11 protein-coding genes and 1 pseudogene are annotated in these 19017 nt (G+C 57.0%); 6 read left to right on the top strand and 6 right to left on the bottom strand.

What is annotated here, in order from left to right:
• The first annotated feature begins 3 nt into the window (after nt 1-3).
• From Q8O73_RS16645 to Q8O73_RS16620, 6 genes and pseudogenes are all read left to right on the top strand, one after another.
• Complete coding sequence (locus Q8O73_RS16645) at nt 4-1158, top strand: iron-containing alcohol dehydrogenase (RefSeq protein ID WP_305559323.1); 1155 nt, start codon at nt 4-6, stop codon at nt 1156-1158.
• 15 nt (nt 1159-1173) lie between these two features.
• Nucleotides 1174-2646, top strand: coding sequence for an NAD-dependent succinate-semialdehyde dehydrogenase (locus tag Q8O73_RS16640; protein ID WP_305559322.1), 1473 nt, complete (start codon nt 1174-1176; stop codon nt 2644-2646).
• Nucleotides 2647-2668: 22 nt separating this feature from the next.
• On the top strand, nt 2669-3823 hold the full coding sequence (locus tag Q8O73_RS16635) for an iron-containing alcohol dehydrogenase (RefSeq protein WP_305559321.1): 1155 nt from the start codon (nt 2669-2671) through the stop codon (nt 3821-3823).
• Between the two features lie 401 nt (nt 3824-4224).
• Entirely contained in the window at nt 4225-4740 is a 516-nt protein-coding gene (locus Q8O73_RS16630) for an MbcA/ParS/Xre antitoxin family protein (RefSeq protein WP_305559320.1), read from the top strand.
• A complete protein-coding gene (locus Q8O73_RS16625) occupies nt 4737-5414 on the top strand; it encodes an RES family NAD+ phosphorylase (protein WP_305559319.1) in 678 nt (225 codons plus the stop codon). Before Q8O73_RS16630 ends, Q8O73_RS16625 begins: the two co-directional genes overlap by 4 nt.
• Before the next feature lie 61 nt (nt 5415-5475).
• Nucleotides 5476-5812: pseudogene (locus Q8O73_RS16620) on the top strand (transposase); the annotation flags it as partial.
• A gap of 62 nt (nt 5813-5874) precedes the next feature.
• On the opposite strand, the gene Q8O73_RS16615 reads toward Q8O73_RS16620, so the two are convergent.
• The 6 genes from Q8O73_RS16615 to Q8O73_RS16590 form a co-directional block, all read right to left on the bottom strand.
• A complete protein-coding gene (locus Q8O73_RS16615; RefSeq protein ID WP_305559318.1) occupies nt 5875-8070 on the bottom strand; it encodes a site-2 protease family protein in 2196 nt (731 codons plus the stop codon).
• A 1-nt stretch (nt 8071) separates the two neighbouring features.
• Nucleotides 8072-9412, bottom strand: a complete 1341-nt coding sequence (locus tag Q8O73_RS16610; protein WP_305559317.1) for an efflux RND transporter periplasmic adaptor subunit — start codon at nt 9410-9412, stop codon at nt 8072-8074.
• Nucleotides 9412-10194 carry an efflux RND transporter periplasmic adaptor subunit gene (locus Q8O73_RS16605; RefSeq protein ID WP_305559316.1) on the bottom strand — a complete coding sequence of 261 codons (783 nt, stop codon included), beginning with the start codon at nt 10192-10194 and terminating at the stop codon, nt 9412-9414. Before Q8O73_RS16605 ends, Q8O73_RS16610 begins: the two co-directional genes overlap by 1 nt.
• A 23-nt stretch (nt 10195-10217) precedes the next feature.
• The gene (locus Q8O73_RS16600) at nt 10218-11774 is read right to left on the bottom strand and encodes a TolC family protein (RefSeq protein ID WP_305559315.1); all 1557 of its coding nucleotides are present in this window, start codon (nt 11772-11774) and stop codon (nt 10218-10220) included.
• Nucleotides 11775-11843: 69 nt separating this feature from the next.
• Complete coding sequence (locus tag Q8O73_RS16595; protein WP_305559314.1) at nt 11844-17531, bottom strand: DUF4347 domain-containing protein; 5688 nt, start codon at nt 17529-17531, stop codon at nt 11844-11846.
• 172 nt (nt 17532-17703) lie between these two features.
• On the bottom strand, nt 17704-18639 hold the full coding sequence (locus Q8O73_RS16590) for a sulfotransferase (RefSeq protein WP_305559313.1): 936 nt from the start codon (nt 18637-18639) through the stop codon (nt 17704-17706).
• Between the last annotated feature and the right edge of the window lie 378 nt (nt 18640-19017).

The following is a 19017-nucleotide window of genomic DNA, read 5'->3' as shown; positions in this document are numbered from 1 at the left end:
TCCATGTCTGACTTTACGTTTGAAACAACACCGCGCGTGATTTGCGAATTCGATGGCGCGCTGAAGCTTGGCACATTATGTGCCGAGCTTGGCACAAAACGCGCAGTTCTGATTACCGATCCCGGCCTGGAAAAGGTCGGACTGATTGATGCCCCATTCGAAGCACTCAAACAGGCCGGTATCGAAACGCTCCTTTGGACCCGAGTTGAAGCCGATCCGCCCGAAAGCACCATTCTTGACGCCGTCAAAGGCGCAACTGATTTCAAGGCTGATATTATCATCGGGCTTGGCGGCGGGTCATCGATGGATACGGCAAAACTGGTCGCCCTTTTGTGCGGTCAGGATCAGAAACTTTCAGATATTTATGGCATCGGATTGGCCAAAGGTCCGCGCCTGCCGTTGATACAGGTGCCAACAACTGCTGGGACCGGATCGGAAGTCACCCCGATTTCAATCGTTACGACGCCGTCACTGGAAAAGAAGGGTGTGGTATCGCCGCTGCTTTATCCTGATATCGCACTTCTTGATGCCAAACTGACCATGGGGCTTCCGGCCTCTATCACTGCTATGACCGGCATTGATGCCATGGTTCACGCCATCGAAGCCTATACAACCAAGCACAAGAAAAATGCCCTGTCTGACGGTTTGGCCATTCGCGGCCTGCAACTCATGATCAGCAATATCGATGATGCGGTTTCATCAAATCCAAGTCAGGCCGCACGCGAAGCCATGTTGCAGGGATCAATGATGGCCGGAATGGCTTTTGCCAATGCCCCGGTCGCGGCCGTCCACGCACTGGCCTATCCGCTTGGCGGGCATTTCCATGTTCCGCATGGGCATAGCAACGCGCTGGTCCTGATTGAAATCCTGAAATTCAATCGTGATGCCGCGCGCGCTCAATATGCCGAACTTGCCCGTGCCATGCTTCCCGATGAGCGTTTTTCCGATGACACAATGGCATGTGATCGCTTCATCGCCTTCATGACCGATATGGTTGCACGCATGCCATTTGCCAAAACCCTGCGTGAAGTCGGTGTTTCAGAAAACGATCTGGATATGCTCGCGACCGATGCGATGAAGGTCGAACGCCTTTTGATCAACAATCCGCGTGAAATGACCTTCGATGCTGCCCGCAAAATATACGCCACCGTACTTTAACGACGGAGCCCCACAATGCTTATCCTGAACGATCCCGGCCTTTGGCAAACAAAGGGCCACATCAACGGCGCATGGACAGATGCGGTATCTGGTAAAATCTTTGCCGTTCTTGATCCGGCCACCGGCAAGCATCTTGCAAATGTTCCAGACATGGGTGCAACTGAAACACGTCAGGCCATCGAAAGTGCCAATAACGCGCTTCCTGCATGGCGTGCGCGCACGGCCAAGGACCGAGCAACTGTTTTACGTAAATGGTTTGACCTTTGCATGACGGCCAAGGATGACCTTGCCCTTTTGATGACTCGCGAACAGGGTAAGCCACTTGCCGAGGCCGCCGGCGAAGTCGCATATGGCGCATCCTTCATTGAATGGTTCGCCGAAGAAGGCAAACGCATTTATGGCGATGTCATCCCCTCGCATGGCGCGGACAAACGCATCATCACCATCAAACAGCCAATCGGCGTTGTTGCCGCAATCACGCCTTGGAACTTCCCCATGGCAATGATCACACGCAAATGCGCCCCTGCACTGGCTGCGGGCTGTACGGTTGTGATCAAACCGGCTGAAGATACGCCGTTAACCGCATTGGCCTTGGCCGAATTGGCGAAACGTGCCGGGTTCCCTGATGGCGTGATCAATGTTGTCACAGCATCGCACGGGATTGAAATCGGCAATGAACTGACCGGCAATCCGATTGTGCGCAAATTGTCCTTCACCGGATCGACACAGGTTGGCAAACTTTTGATGCGCCAATGCTCTGAAACCGTCAAAAAAGTCAGTCTGGAACTTGGCGGTAATGCACCGTTTATTGTCTTTGACGATGCTGATCTTGACGAAGCCGTCGCTGGTGCCATCGCCTCAAAATACCGTAATGCAGGTCAAACTTGTGTCTGCGCCAATCGCATTCTGGTGCAAGACGGCGTTTACGATGAATTTGCCAGAAAACTTGCCGAGGCCGTTGCAAAACTGCGCGTCGGCAACGGCATGGAAGAAGGCGTGACCCAAGGCCCCCTGATCAATAGCAAGGCCATTGAAAAAGTCGAAACACTGGTGGCCGATGCCCTTTCCAAGGGGGCGACAGCCATACTTGGTGGTACACGCCATCAAGCCAACAGTAATTTCTTTGCCCCGACCATTCTGACCGGTGTGACGGCTGACATGCGGATGTTCTCCGAGGAAATCTTTGGCCCGGTCGCACCACTGTTTAAGTTTGGCACCGAAGAAGAAGCCATCCGCATGGCCAACGACACACCGTTTGGTCTGGCCGCCTATTTCTATGCCCGTGACATTGGCCGTATCTGGCGTGTTGGCGAGGCATTGGAATACGGCATTGTCGGCATCAACGAAGGGATCATTTCAACTGAATCCGCTCCGTTTGGTGGTGTCAAAGAATCCGGTATCGGCCGTGAAGGATCGAAATACGGCGTCGATGACTTTGTTGAAATCAAATATATGTGCCTCGGCGGTCTTGCCGGGAAAGCCAACTGATCTGCGATCAAGGAGCCCCACCATGAGTTTCATGTTCCGAAGTGTCCCCCGCATTGTTTGTGAAGCGGGCGGGATCGCCAAGACCGGACCGCTGATGAAGGAACTTGGTGCAAGCCGCGTCAGCATCATTTGCGATCCGGGCATCGTCGCGCTTGGCTTTGCAGATCAGGCGCAGAAATCGCTTGAGGCTGTTGGCATCGCTGTACAGGTATTCTCCGACGTTGCCGCCGATCCGCCCCAGCATATCGTGCAACATGCAATTGACGGTGCGAAAGACTGGAACGCCGATGGCGTCATTGGTCTTGGCGGCGGCAGTTCGCTTGACAGTGCCAAGCTTGTCGCACTTTTGGCAAATAGCGATCAGACCATCGAGGACATTTACGGCATCGACAAAGCAACCGGGGATCGCCTTCCCCTGATCCAGATCCCGACCACGGCAGGAACCGGGTCTGAAGTGACATGGGTATCAGTGATTACCGACCCGGATAACCTCAAACAGGTTGTCTATACGCCACAATTGATGCCCGATATCGCGCTTCTTGATGCGGAATTGACCTATGGCCTACCGCAAAAAGTGACTGCCGCGACCGGCCTTGATGCGATGGTCCATGCGATTGAGGGCTATACCAGCCGCACGCGCAAAAACCCGATTGCCGATGGTATGGCGGTCACGGCCCTTTCGCTGCTGGGCAAAAACCTGATGAAGGTGATTGAAAACCCCGGTGATAAAGATGCCCGTTCCGCCATGCTGCAAGGGTCCCTGATCGCCGGGATGGCTTTCGCCAATGCATCGGTTGCCGCCATTCATGGCCTGGCTTACCCGCTAGGCGCGCGTTTCCATATCCCGCATGGCCATGCCAATGCCTTGGTGATGGCCCAGGTTCTGCGTTTTAACCTGCCTGCGGCGGGTAAACTCTATGCAGAACTTGCACCGTGTATGATCGATAATGCAGATTTCGCAACAGATGAAGAAGCCGCCGAAGCCTTCGTCAAACGGATCGAAGAAATGGTCCCGGCAAGCGGCCTTGAAACAAGGTTGCGTGATCTTGGCGTCACCGAAGATTCCCTGCCCGAAATGGCCGAGGAAGTCTTTACCAAGATCTATCGCCTCATCGAAAGCAACCCCCGCGACATGACCGCAAGCGACATTGAGGCCATCTACCGCGTAGTCTATTAATCGGAAAGACCCTGTTTGGTGGTCCCAAAAGGATCTGTCGCAGACATTACATCTCGGCCCATCAGCGCTGACGTAATTAGGGTCTGAACCCAATTTCAAGCATTCCAATTGGGTTCAAACCCTAGGATTCCCAGATACATGCGTCAAAAATGTATCTTTATATTGAAGAATTCTGGGATAGTTTCGGCTAAAAGGTCCCGACTCAGGGAACCACTCGGTAAACACTTTCGAGGCCGATTCAGGCTAGATCTGCACCATCAAATAAGGGACAAAGATGTCGGAAGAATTAATACTGGTTCGTCTGACCATACAGTCTTCTACGATTGCAAATAGCACGCACGAATCTTGACAAGTCCAGATATGGACAGTATGCTCGCATGTAGACAGTTAAGGAGATAGACATGCGTGTAGCTTATGCCCATGAAGCAGAGCGTGGTGTTCCGTCGGGTGATCTGGAAATCATTACAGACAAAAATCGCCGCGACGTGAGCGCGCCCGGATTGAAGGCTTTCAAGGCGATCACAGAACGTTGGGGTTTGAATGAAACTCAGCAACGCACGCTACTTGGTGAGCCGAGCCGGTCAACCTTCTATGGCTGGCTTTCTAAAGCTGCAAAGGGCGAGAAGATCACACTGAGCCTGGACACTTTGTTGCGTATTTCCAACATCCTTGGAATTCACAAATCGCTGGCCATCCTGTTCATTCAGAAGGGGGAAGCAATGACTTGGCTTAAAGGCAAACACAATGGGCTGCCTTTTGCCGGTCAATCACCGTTGGAGGTAATGCTCAACGGTAAACCCGACGATCTTTCAACCGTCCGCCGTTATCTTGATGGTTGGAGAGGAGGATTGCACGGTGCGCCGGATGTCGAAAGCGGCGTGCCCCCTGTGGCAGCAGGAGATATTGTCTGGGCATGAGTGCGTTCGATTTGGACGATGTCAAAGGCACCACTGCTCCCGACAGAACACACCGGATCATCCCTTCGCGATTTCCGCCGCTGGACGCATTTGATATGGCGGAAACTGCGGAGGATGCCCGTGCTATCCTGGAACTCGAAAGCTGGACGAATGACCGCCTATCGGAATCTCGCCTGAAACGTCTTCCAGCTGAAGAACTGGTGTTCGGTCGACCGAATGCGTCTGTTGTGCTCGCCGCCTTCTTGCATAGCTCACCCAATGGACTTCGCTTTTCCAGTCCGTATCTGGGCGCGTGGTACGCTTCAAGCACCATCCAGACCGCAATGACTGAAGTAACCAATGGTTTGCGGCGCGAACTGTCACTCAGCGAATTGGAAAGCATCACACAGGAATATCGTGAATATACCGCCAAGCTCGATGGTAACTTTGTCGATATTCGCGACGACCATGATGATCTGCACAACCCGGACGTCGCCTGTTACCCAACAACCCAAACGTTTGGGGAAGCCGTTCGCGCTTCAGACTGGCACGGGATCGCCTATCGCAGTGTTCGAGATCCCGATGGAGAAAATTGGGTCAGCTATCGGCCATCTCAAGTCAACAATGTCCTTCAGGCGAGACACTTTCGCGTGAAGCTCGGCCGCGAAGGCAAAGTATTTGTCGAAGAGCTGTAAACCCGACTTCTATCCGGTTCGGGCGCAGATCACGTAAACAGTTAAAGCATTCCAAAAAAGGGACCTCGACCCAAAACGGCTGATCTTCATTGACGAGACCGGTGCCTCGCGCGGCTCTATAGCCGGTCGCCCAAGGGAGAACGCTGCCGGGCCAGCATACCCCCCATGGCCATTGGAAGACGACCAGCTTCACCGCTGGTTTGCGGCTCGGTGGCATGGTAGCTCCCATGGTGCTCGATGGCACCATGAACGGCCTTGCCTTCCTGGCCTATGTCGAACAGGTTCTGGTGCCGGAACTGCATAAGGGCGATATCGTGATCATCGACAAGCTGCCTGCCCACAAGGTCGCGGGTGTCCGACAAGCCATCAAGAAAGCCGGGGCGGCGGGGTGTTTTATATTAAATGTTCAATATATCCAACGCCTTGGGATTTCAGTAAACATTTCCCCCGACTTCCCACCCTAAAAATTCATCTCGCGGATAAAAACGCTCGTGATGGTTTCGTATAACCGGCGGGCAAAACTGACCGGTGGCGCATCAATTTCCAAGGTGCCGCGCAGCATCATATAAACCGGATCGCTTTTTCCCCGATTATCGCCCCGATCAACAGAACCCGGATCATCAACACCCCCCGATACCCTGAACACAGCATCCAGCGGCACCATAACGCCCTGTTCGTTAAGACGCGCGGCAATCGGCCCGCCATGCGAGGCGGCAAGGGATGCTTCTTCGAGGATCGGGGCGCTAAAGCTGTCAATGCTGTTCAGATGAACTTCCATTGCGGGCAAGGTAATCTGATCGGGATAAAACCATGCCGTTGCCCAAGGGCCAAGGCGCGCAATGTCGCGCTGGGAAACATATCCCAAAACGCGGCGCGGTTCCCGGTCCTCGATCACCCGCAACAGCGGCACTTTTTCGCCCAGCCAATTGTCGGGCCGCACATGATCGCCCATATCGCGCACCGTCCCGGCAATCGGCGCCCGTAAAACAAGCTGTTCCTGCCGGATTTGCAACAGCGAAAGCCCGGCTTCAAACCGTAAAACTTCTTGCAGGCGCGTGGCGATCACATGGTGTTGCGCGGCCTCGCGGCTGCTTTGCGCCTGCGCCAGCAAAATCCGCGCTTCTTCCAGTTCCAGTCTCTGAACCGCAATCCGCGCACTCAGTTCCGGCGCATGCAGGGTCAGTAACACCTGCCCGGCCTCCACCCTGTCCCCCTCGCCAACCAGAATGTCTGCAATCCGGCCTTCGGCGGGGCTGAGGATGTCGGCCGCGGCACTGGCCTGCATGACGGCCGCCGCCTCGACCGAGGCCCGCCACGGCACAAATAGCAACGCCGTCATCATCACGACCAAAAGGGCAACCGCCACGCCCAAAGGGGTCATGCGGGCATGGCGGCGTTCCTGCCACCAGATTTTCATTTCTTTCACCACGGGCAACACAATGAACCACAGGATTTCAATGACAAACAGGATAATGCCCAGCACCTTGAAAAACAGGTGATAAACCAGCACGGCAATGCCCAGAAACAGGAAAAACCGGTAAATCCAGACGGAAACGGCAAAAATCACCAGCAATCGCCGACGCGGCCGTGCCATCGGTTCGGGCGGGGCCGCGCCCAACCCGAACAGTTTTTCCCGCAAATACCAGCGCGCCATCGCAAAGGCGCGATCTTGCAGATTGGGCACCCGAAGATAATCCGACAGCAAATAATAACCGTCAAACCGCAAAAACGGGCTGAGATTGATCAGAAGAGTCGTGATCCAGGTGGCACTGGCCAGCAAGAACAACGTGCTTTGCACCGGTCCGGGCGGCACCAGATGCCAGAAAAACGTCGCCAGCAACGCCAGCGAAAGTTCAACCCGGATACCCGCCGCCGCAATCCGCAATCGCTGATCCCGCCGGGTCAATCGCCACGCATCCGATGTATCGGTATAGAGCACCGGATACATGACCAGAAACGCCACCCCCATGCTGGGCACCCGGCAACCATACCGCGTCGCCGTATAGGCATGGCCCAGTTCATGCAGGATTTTGGTCACCACCAGCGTCACCGCCATCCAGATCATGCCCTGCCAGTTGGCAAAGCCCATAAAGGTGGACAAAAACCTGTCCCATTGGCGCAGGGTCATGAAAATGCCCGCAATCCCCAACACCAGAATGGCCATCTGTATCGGCCGCGAGGCGACAAAATCGGCAATGCCCTGTGTCGCACGCAACACCCGGTCCGGCCGGATCAACGGCACCCGGACAAACAGGTAATTATGCACCAGCCATTTCAGAAAGGGCGGCTTTCCGGCCTGTGTGATCCGGGAAAATTCGGCAATGGCGTCTTCGCCCTGGCGGCGCAACAATCCATTGCCATGCAGAAATTTGATCAGGCCCAGAACCTGTTCGCGGTCCGGCATCAGGATGGTTTCAGCCCGGATTTTTGCCAGCAGGGCCGACACCTTGCCCACCGGCCAGCGGCGCAAAAGCTCGAATGCCGAATAGCCGATCCGGTAATAACGGTTGCGCACCGGATCATGAATGGTCCAGCACGGCGAACCATATTCATCATGTTCGGCGGGCAAAAGCCGCAAATCATCGCGCAGCGGCGGCAAATCCGGATCATCCCCGCCAGATTGGGCCGCTTGTGCGGTTTGCGCCGGACCGGCCATGCTACATCCCGATCATCTGGCGCAATGCCGACAACGGACGCCGGAACAAAAACAGCGCCAGCGGCACCGCATCCCCCGATATCCGCGCCGACCCTTTCAGGCCGATCCGCGGCGGGTTTTCCTGGTCCTCAAACCGCGCCACCGCCCGATAGGCCAGAACCCCCTCGGCACTTTCCATCGGCTGATAGGATGACAGTTCCAGAACCGCCGGAAAGGACCGCAACGGATCGACATCCAGAAACAGCCGCACATCGGCCCCCGGACGCAGATTGATGGCATCCGATACCGGGATGAAAATGGCAATTTCGGCATTCTGGGGCCGGGCGACCAGCATCACCTGTTCGCCCACCGAAACAGGCCGCCCGCGCCAGCGATTGGGATCGCTGAAAATCGCAATGCCGTCTTGCGGGGCGATGACCTGCACCTGCGACAATTGATAATTGCTATACGCCGCCTGTTCTTCGCGCATCGCCAGCCGCGCCTGCATCAGGGCAATTTCGGCCCGGCCCTTGGCATCGCCAAACGCCTGTTGCGATACCCGGCGCAATTCGGCCCCGGCTTCGTCCACCGCCCGCATCGCAACCTGATGATTGGCGCGCAATTCGGCATCTTCAAAGGAAAACAGCACATCCCCCTGCCGGACTTCGGCATTGGGCCGGACATGAATATCATGGATCACCCCCCGGATCGGGGCCGATACCGGCAAGGCATCGCGCGGGATCACATCGGCCGGGGCAATCACACTTTGCGGCACCGGAACAAACAGTGCCGCCAGCAACGCCACCGCCCCCCCGGCGACCATCCCGCGTTTGATCACCGGTTTTTTGGGGGTGTTGCGCCGCGTTTTCCGCAAGGCCTGCCAGGCATGCCCCATCGCATCGGCCAGTTGATCCAGCAAAACCGGTTCCGCATCCTGCCACGGTTCGGCCCGCATCAGAACCAGCCCGCCAAGCGCCGTTCCATCCATCGCCTCAAGCGGTTGCCAGAACAGATGGGCCGGCAAAAATTCGGACCATTCCGGCACAAGATTTTCAGGGATATTCGCCGGGGACAGACCCGTTGCCTTTGTCAGGCCACCGGCCTTGTCAAGGGCCGACAACATCCGTTCGACATACAGGATATAAGGCGCATTACGGTCAATCGACGCCACATTCGATACCGCCGCCACCCGCAACCGGTGGGTGCCCGAACGTTCCACCAGAACCGCCTGCTGATAGGGGATCAGGCGGCGGGGTTCCGATACGGCGGTAAAACGCCATGCCGTCAGGTCGGGCGCATGACGCAAACTGCGCTCGATCCCCAACAGAACCGTACTGGCCGAAGGACGCGGAAGACCGGCCATCACATTTTCGATGCGTTCTGGATCAGGGCGGTGCCGCTCATGCCGGGCAAAAGTTTTTCCTGCCCGTCAAGAATCACGGCATACACCCTGACCGACTGGCTGACCGGATCAATCCGCGCCCCGATCCGGTCAATCCGGGCGGCAATTTCCGATCCGGTTTCATCAATCCGCGCCTGCACCGCATGACCGGGGGCAAGCCACGCCAAAGACGGCGATGGCACAATCAGTTCCAGTTCCAGCCCGCCAAACCCGACAATCTCAATCAGCTGATCCCCCGGATTGGCGGTTTGATGCGGTTGCCCCACCCATTCCACAACCGCCCCGTCATAGGGGGCGGCAATCTTGCAGCGGCTGAGGTGAAAATCCTGAAGCTGCAATTCGGCCCGGGTCTTTTCAAATACCGCATGGGCGATTGTCACATCCAGTTCGCCCACCGTGCGCAATTCCGCCAGACGTTTTTGCGCCTCATACTGGGCTTCGGCCTGCCGGACATCGGCGGCGACCGAGGCCCGCTGCGCCCGATAGGCACCACAGTCAAACACCGCCAATATGTCGCCTTTGGCAAATTTCTGGCCGGGGCGTTTTGGCATTTCGGCAATACGCGCCGATACTTCGCTCGACAGAATGGCATGGTCGCGGGTGGTCACCAGAACGCGGGCTTCAAGATTGCCCCCGTCCATATTCTGCTGGGACAAGGCGGGATATGACCCCGCCCCCCATAACAGCAATGCAAGGCCAAGGGCCCTGCATTGCCATCCGCTTTGTCGTTTGGAACCCTGCATGGGTTTTGTCGCTCCGATGCGGATTATGGGGTTACGTTTTGCGATACGACCTGTTCCGGGGTGCTGGCATCCGCCAGAACAGGCGCATCATATTCGCCGTGATCCCAACGGGCCAACACATCACCGATTGCCGCCGACAGGCTGGAAATCGTGTCATCGGCCACATCGCCGGGCAACGGATCGGCCCCGATGGTGGCAAACAACCGGCCATAAGACGCCTGAAGATCGGCATAGGCCATGTCGCGTTGCAGATTGGACAACAGGGCGCGGACTTCGGCACGGATCGCCTGGGCATCGCCCACCGTATTGGCGGCATTGCTGGCCGAAACCCGGTCAAAAATCTGATCCTGCACATCGGCAATCTGCCCGGTCAGTTCATAATCGGACTGTGCATGGGCAAATCGCAGCCGGGCAATATTGACCTGGCTGATCACTGCCATCGACAGGGCAAGACGCCGGACTTCGGACAATTCAATCTGGCTGTCGGCCAGTTTCATATTGGCCGGGGCGCGCATGATCTGCATCAGGTTCCATGACAGGTTCAACGACCCGTCATACCATTTTGAATTGACCTTGTAGCTGTCGGTCGTGTGATTGATCCCGGCAGAAAAATTCAGGCCCGGCACCATTTGCAGAATGGCAATTTTGGAATCGCGCTGATTGATGCGCAACTGATAGGCCTCGGACCGCAATTCCGACCGGTTGCGCAAGGCTTCCAGTTCCAGCGTTTCCCCATCCATCGCCAGTTCAGGAACCGGACGGTCCGTATCGACCGCCGCCTGAACCGAAAAATCGCTGTCGGGATGAATATTCATCAAAACCGCCAGTTCGGTCCGCGCCTCAACCAGTTGACGGCGGCGGGTTTCCAGTTCCCGCAGGGTCAACAGCAAATCTTCCTGATAGGACAGGGCATCAAGCGGCGCACCAATGCGTTCCGACACCTGGGTTTCGGCCCGCGTCAATGCCTCGCGCACCCGGTCCAGAACCGGTTCAAATTGCACCAGCGCCCGTTCGGCCGCCGCCGCCCGCCAATAGGCGCTGCGGGTATCATTAACCACATTGTGGATCACCTGACGGCGGCGTTCGGCCACAATCAGGGCCAGATCGGCCTGCTGGTTGGCCCGCATATAGCCGATGGCAAAATCCAGAACATTCCAGCTGACCGACAGGTCACTGTCGCGCACCGTGCGGTCCGAACTGGTCGATGTCGATGTTTTGGCTTCGTTATAGGTGGTATCGGCATTGTTGCGCGTTGACCAGCCCGTCTGTGCCACCACATTGGGCAACAGATTGACATTGGCAACATCAAGCTGCCCCATCGACACGGCTTCTTCCGCCAGTTTGAGACGATGATCCAGATTGTATTTCAGGGCCCGCGCAATCGCTTCTTCCAGCGACAACGGCCCGTTGATCACTTCCTGATGGGCAAATAACCGTTCCAGATCAAGACTGACCCGGTCATCATTTTCCTGTTGCGTCAGGCGTTCCGGCGTTACGGCACAGGCCGACAAAACCATCACCCCCGCCAATGCCGCCGTCACCGCACGCCACCGCCCGCCTGTTTTCTGCACGTTAGTCATATTAAACCTGTTCCCCCAAAATGCCTGTCGGCACCTGTTTTCGTCACGCAAAATAGCCCGTCTGTTGTTCTATGCCGCAGGCGGATAATATGTTTCCAAGGCCTTGTTCAGCGCATCGACCTGCCGCTCGAAACTGTTCCCGGCGATTTCCAGTTGCTGCCCGAACCCGGCAAAGGCCAGATCGACAAAACCGTCTTCACCTGCCACCGGCAACGCGGCCTGATCACCGGCCGGTGCATCCTGCGGCACATCCCCTGCCGGGGTATCCCCACCCCCGGACGGAGCCGGTTGCCCTTGCGGCAATTCACCATCGCCCAGACCGGGATTACCGCCCGAATTGCTGCCCGGAGTGCCAACAGATGGTGTGCCCCCCGGCGCACCGGTGCCGCCAATACCGGCACCACCTGCCGTATCCCCCCCAAAGCCGCCGCCAAGACTACCACCGCCAAGGCCGCCGCCGAAACTGCCGCCAAATCCACCACTGCCAGAAGACCCCAGACCACCGCCCAGTCCTCCGCCAAGTCCTCCACCACCCAGTCCACCCCCAAGGCTGCTGCCAAAGGAACTGACCGATGCCCCGATTTGCGATGTCGTCAGACCGGCCGAAACCGGCGTGCCGGAATTGCCGATCGGGCTGGTATTGCCAAGCTGCCCGGTCACGGTTGTCTGGATGGTCGCCCCGGCAATCTGGTTGCCAAGGCCCGTGCCACCGCTTGTAACGGCCATCGAATTACTGACCGGGGTGCCGCTATCGCCCAGATTGCTGCTGCCCGGCGATATCTGCAAGGGCGGCACAACAACCGTCACCGGCACCGGCGTCGGCGTCGGAACCGGCGGTGGCGGCGTTTCAACCACCGGGGCGGCAATCTGTACCGTGACCGTGCTTGCGGCACTGGTGTTGTTATCAATATCCGTAAGCGTCACACTGATTGTACGATTGCCTGCCGCCGGGCTTCCTGAATTGTTTTCATAGGCAAGGGCCCGCACCACTTCCTGAATATTTGCCGGGGTTGCATCCGCATTGAAATTGATCCGCAGCGTATTGCCCGCCTCAATATCGTTGGCCAGTGTGCCGATCACCGTGCCCCCGACACTGACCGTTGATGTCGCGGTCGTGCCCGATAATGTGACAGTGGTGCCCGTGGTATCAATCGTCAGGATATCCTGTGCGGTGTTCCCGCCGCCGGTAATGCTGACCGTAAGGTTCCCGACGTTGCGGAAATCACCGGCCGTAAAATCCGCATCCGATACCGTGGCATTCTGCCCGACATCAAGTTTGACGGTCTCACCGGTGGTATAGGCAACACTGTCCCCCGAAAGGCCACCAATCACCGGGCGGGAACTGACATCAACCGTGAAGGTGTCGGTATCCGTATCGGTTCCGTCCGATGTTTCGACCGTGATCGTTTGCGTACCGGTCGCATCAGGCGTATAGCGCAGATTTTCCAGCGTGGTCTTGACATCGGCAACACTGCCCGAAATCTGGATCGAATTGGTGCCGCCACCGGTGATGGTTGCGGCACCGGTGGCGGTAAAGGTGCCATTACCATTCGGCACGGAAACCGTGGTGGTGACGGTCGCGCTATCGACATCCGCAACCGAAATGCCGGTGATCGCCTTTGCCTCGCCCGTTAAGGCGGACTGAGCGCCCGGTACGGTATTGACCGGCGCGTCATTGACCGCCGTCACCGCGACAGTGGCGGCAATCGAGACTGCCGTTGTCGCCACCCCGCCATTGGCGGTACCGCCGCTATCGGTAATCCCGGTCAGGGTGACCACACGGTTGTTGGTGCCGGGGTTTTCACTGACCGAGGAATAGGTCATACCGTCAATCACGGTTTGCGTGGTGGCCGTGTCCATCGCCCCGCCGGTAATCGTGACGGTGGCCGTTCCCGCCGTGACCGATACATTATAGGTCAGGCCGTTGGTGGCGGTGGTCCCGGTTCCGTTGACAAGCGAGATCGCCGTGCCGTCCAGCGTGATGCTGTCACTTGCTTCGGCATTGGTGACGGTAAAGCTAAAGCCCGAAATCGTCTGACCAGCCTCGACCGTCCCCACACTCACGCCCGAGAACAGATCAACCGCCGATCCGTTTTCGGTAAAGGTCGGCGTCCCGCCGGTCGCGCTCAGGGTCGGCGCATCATTCACCGCCACAACCGTCACCGTGACATCGGCGGGGCTGGAGGTAAACCCGCCGGAATCATCGGTAATCGTCACACGGATCGTCCGCGCCCCGGCAGTCGGGTCATCGGCATTGCTGTTGTCATATTGCAGGGCCTGCAACAGGGTGGCAACCCGCGCCTGTGTGGCATTGCTGTTGAAATTGATCACCAGATCATTGCCCGCCGCAATGTTGTTGCCCAATGTACCAATAACGACACTATCGACAGTCACATCCGACCCGGCGGTTGTTCCGGCCAGCGTGACCCCGCTGCCAAGCGTCAGAATATCCTGCGCAGCATTGCCGCCTGCGGTGATGCTGACGGTCAGATTACCGCCATTAAAATTGGGATTGTCATTGTCGGAAACCGTCGCATTGCTTCCGGTATCAAGGGCAACCGCCCCGCCGCCTTCGGTAAAGGTCACGCTGTCGCCATTCAGATTGCCGATCACCGGCGCAGAGACGATATCGACATTACCGCCGCCAAGTGACTGATTGACGGTGCCGTCATCGGCATGGATCGTAAAGGTCGCGACATTGTCGCCCGCTGCGTTTAATGCACCGGTATATTGAATATTGGATGTGGTATCGAGCCATGTGTTGATATTCGCCGCTGTGCCGGTAAGCGTCAGCGTGCCGCCCGAACCGCCCACCGTAACACTGCCAGACGAAGTTGCGGCAAATGTCCCGGCAGTGGCCGCAATCGTAACGGTCAGACTGTCGCCATCGACATCTTCAAAGGTGACGGCGGACAAATCAAAATTGCTGGCCGTGTTCTCAGTCACCGTCACATCGGTCGGGACACCCGTTACCGTCGGCGCATCATTGACGCCGGTAATGTCGATATTGCCACCGCCAACCTGTGGGTTCACCATGCCGTCATCGACGTGAACCGTAAAGGTCGCGGCATTCTCACCCGCCGCATTTGATGCCCCGGTATATTGAATATTGCTGACAGTATCGAGCCAGGCATTGATATCGGCTGCCGTCCCATTAAGCGTCAGGGTGCTGCTGCCCGATCCGCCGACGTTAACCCCGCCCAACGAGGAGGCGGCAAACGTGCCTGCCGACGCCGTAATCGTAACGACCAGGTTATCGCTATCAACATCGGCAAAGATGACGGCGGACAAATCAAAATCGCTGGCGGTGTCCTCGGTCACGGTTATATCTGTCGGAACACCGGTGACTGTCGGCGCATCATTAACACCGGTAACGGACACTGTTTTCGTCACGGTATTGGAATTGTCCGTCCCGTCATTGACCGTGATAGAAATCGTCCGGTTGGCGGTATTCGGCGATTGTGACGTATTGTCAAAGGTGATGGACCGGATCGCCGCCTGATAATCGGACACTGATGCCGAACCGCTCAGGGTCAAAACGCCGGTTTCGGCATCATAAATGCCGGTAATGCTAACCGTGTCGGTAAAGGCCAGAACATCCGAACCGTCTTGGAAATTGCCGGTGATCGAGATCGTCGCGCTGGTCATATTCGCACTATCCACATCCGACAGGGTAAAGCCGCTGTCGATGACCACCGGCGTTCCTTCGGTAAAGGCGGTGGTGGTGCCCGTTGCGGTCGCCACCGGCGCGTCATTGACCGGGGTCACATCCAGCGTAATGGTGCCATCCGCCGGGCCAGTATCCGCCGCATCGCGAATTCGGGTGGAAATTGTCACATCCTGATCCCAGTTCGCCGATGGTGTAAAGGCCACGGCGGCAAGAGCCGCATTCACATCCGCCACCGAACCGGTCACGGTCCACGCGCCAGTACCCGCATTATAGGTCGAGGTTGCCGACCCGAATGTCCCGGTCGTCAGGCTGCCTGCCAAGGCATTGCTCAGTGTCAGGGTCGCGGTGATGGTATCATTGGTATCCACATCCGTCACCACAATGTCGCCAAGCGCAACACTGCCGCCATCTTCGGTAAAGGGAACCGTCTGCGTCAAATTGGTCGCGGTCGGCGCATCATTGACCGGGGTCACATCCAGCGTGATGGTGCCATTGGCCGGACCCGCATTGGCGGCATCGCGGATTTGGGTTGTGATCGTCACATCCTGATCCCAGTTCGCCGACGGCGTAAAGGCCACGGCGGCAAGAGCCGCATTCACATCCGCCACCGAACCGGTCACGGTCCACGCGCCAGTACCCGCATTATAGGTCGAGGTTGCCGACCCGAATGTCCCGGTCGTCAGGCTGCCTGCCAAGGCATTGCTGAGCGTCAGGGTCGCGGTAATGGTATCGCCGTCATCGGCATCCGTCACCACAATGTCGTCAAGGGCGACGGAACCGCCGGGGTCTTCGGTATAGGTCACGGTCTGCGTCAGGTTGGAGGCGGTCGGGGCGGTGTTTGATGCTCCGCCAAGGTTGGCAATCCCGACATCATCCATGAATACATTGATGCTCCCGCCTGCCGCCGGAGTGATTTTGATCCATGCAACTCCAACACTGTTGGCGAGATTAGTAAAATCTCCAGAAGTCAAGGAAACACCACCCTGATTACCATCAGCAAAAAAAGAAGATACAGAACCTGTCCATATTGCTCCCTTATCCGATTCTATTGTGATATTTCTTGAAAAATTTCCACCACTACCGTCATCAACGGCCATCACTATTGAAGTAAAATTGAACGTTGATCCGCCATCAAAATATATTTCGATACCGTCAGCCGAACTAACACTTGGAAATGATCCATATGACCCAATAAAATTATTGTTACTGCCATTCACATAATCTGATGCCTGAGAATAAACATTAGCTGTAGAACCGTTATTTTTCACCTTCATCGTGTAACCACCAACGGATACAGACACTACTTCCGTACCACTACCACTGGTGCCAGTTTGAAAATCTACTGTCCCGTCATAAAGCACCCCGGAAAAATCATTCATCGCCACCGATGAAAACGGCACGGTGGCCTCGATATCGCCGGTGGTGATTTCAAGGTCCCAGTCGCCGCCAAGGTTTTCCGCCCCGGTCAGGTCGTCTGATGCCGCAATATCGGCCCCGGTCAGGGTCGCGAGCGCATCGACAAAGCCCTGCCCCTCGCCGCCCTCGCCAACAAGGCAGCCATACAGCAGAATATCGCCCTGTTCGCTCAGTGATTGCCCGATAATCGACAGGGAATCGGCATAGGCGGCCAGGGTATCGCCGGTCAGGGTATCGGTGCCCAGCCGGACCATGCCGGTATCGCCATGCGACAGGACATGGATGGCGTCAATGTCGCTGCGGCCATTCAGGGCCTCTGCCAGTTGCGCAATACCGCCCTGTGTGCCGTCAATCAGGATGGTTTCCGTGCCGGGCGCCAGACCGTCCACAAGCCCCTGCCACCCGGCGACCGAGGTATCGACAACGACAATCTCCTTGCGCTCCCCCGCCGCCGGAACCGCGGCGGCATCGTCGGCGGAATAGACATCGCTGTCGCCGGTATGATCGGCGGCATTTTGCGCCTCGGCATCGGCCTGGGCGTCTTGCGCCGCATCGGCCCCGGTCGCCACCCCGGCGGCATCAAACATGAAACGCGGCTCCAGCGCCAGCGGCATCACCGCCGATAATGAGTCATGCGCCAATCCGGCCTTGATTTTCCCTGCGACTGTCATTATCCGCCCCGCCTTTATGGTTGCGATTCTATACGCACCCCGATCAATACTCATACAAAGATATAGCATCGGCGCAAACGGGGCAGCAAGCCCAAGTTGTATCAACGCCAAAGATATCTTCTTATGACGCCGCACAGATTGGCAAGATGGAAATCAGATATGTCAGAATTTGTCAGACTTGCGGGCGGTTCCCCGCCAACCGGCTGGCCAAGTCCCCCGGATTGATGCCAATGTTTTTACCCGCGTTTTTGCCAGCATTTTTACCACTGTTTTTTCCGGTGCTTTTGGCGGTAATCACACTGGCCGCGCTGCCGCTGGTATCTTTCCAGAAATCCATATTTTCAAATTTGTGAAACAGGTCGGGCGGCAGGATGGTTTTGCGTTCCTCGAACGAAACCCTGGGCCTGACACGATGCAACCCGGCAATGCCCAGTGCCTCGTCAAATTTCGGGGCGTCATACTCGACATTCTCAAAATCATGCCCGTCATGCCACGGCTCGTCGATGAACTGATACACCAGCCGCAGGGTTTTTTCCGGTGCCTTGGCCAGCAATTCATAATCAACCAGCAACAAATCCGCCGCCTGTTCGCCATAAAATGCTTCTTTAAGCGCCGTCCACGGATAACCGACAAGCCGGTTGTGCCGCGCCAGACTTTCCATGCGGCTATAAACCGTGGCGCGTTCGCCATCATTGCCAAAAAGCCGTGTATTTTCATAAGGATCGCGGCGAAACAGCCGTTCCAGACTGTCCAGAACCCACGGCACATCGCGCACACAGGCAATCACCTTTGCGCCGGGAAACAGATCGGCAATCAACGGCATTTTCGCGCACCAGGACCGGTTGGTATCGAAAAAAACCTCGCGGTCGCTGGTGGTGCGGCAAAAGGTCGCGGCAACGCTGCGCAAAATTTCCGGGCGCTGTTCGGGCGCCATCAAAAGCGAAACCTCGTGGCCCGAACTCATGATATCCAGATTGGCACTGATCAGCGGGGCCAGCGCACTGGACATCGCGGCATGAAACCGCGGATTTTGCCGCAACAACGCGGCCAGCAAGGTCGATCCCGACCGCGGCAGCCCGGAAATGAAATGGAATTTCTGTACCGTCATAAGTCCCCCGATGATCGCCATGTGCCATGTTAGGGTGCGGCCCCACCATACGAAGGGTCAGGTATTTTTCAACAAAAACCCGATCCCCCATCCAAACCGCAGTGCCGCCAACCCGGAATCCGGACCGCCGACAGCCGCACCACCCGAACCTGCGACAAGATGGCCTCCCGCTTTCGGGCTGTGGCACCTTGCCATTTCAATGATCACACCCGATTAATGAAATCAAAAAATCTGGCCTCGCCGACTCGCTTTCAGTAATCAATCATGATCCCTGAAAACAACCGCTAAAGTTGCTGCATCACACCCTTCCGCCCCGGAAAACCGCCAGATAACGGCTGTGACAGCCCCCGAATCGCCAACCCGGCAGGACCGATGCAC

The organism is Thalassospira sp. (assembly GCF_030690045.1).
In the GTDB taxonomy this organism is placed as follows: Bacteria; Pseudomonadota; Alphaproteobacteria; order Rhodospirillales; family Thalassospiraceae; genus Thalassospira.
The sequence above is the reverse complement of the archived record's forward strand: the minus strand, read 5'-3'. Positions and strand labels throughout refer to the sequence as shown.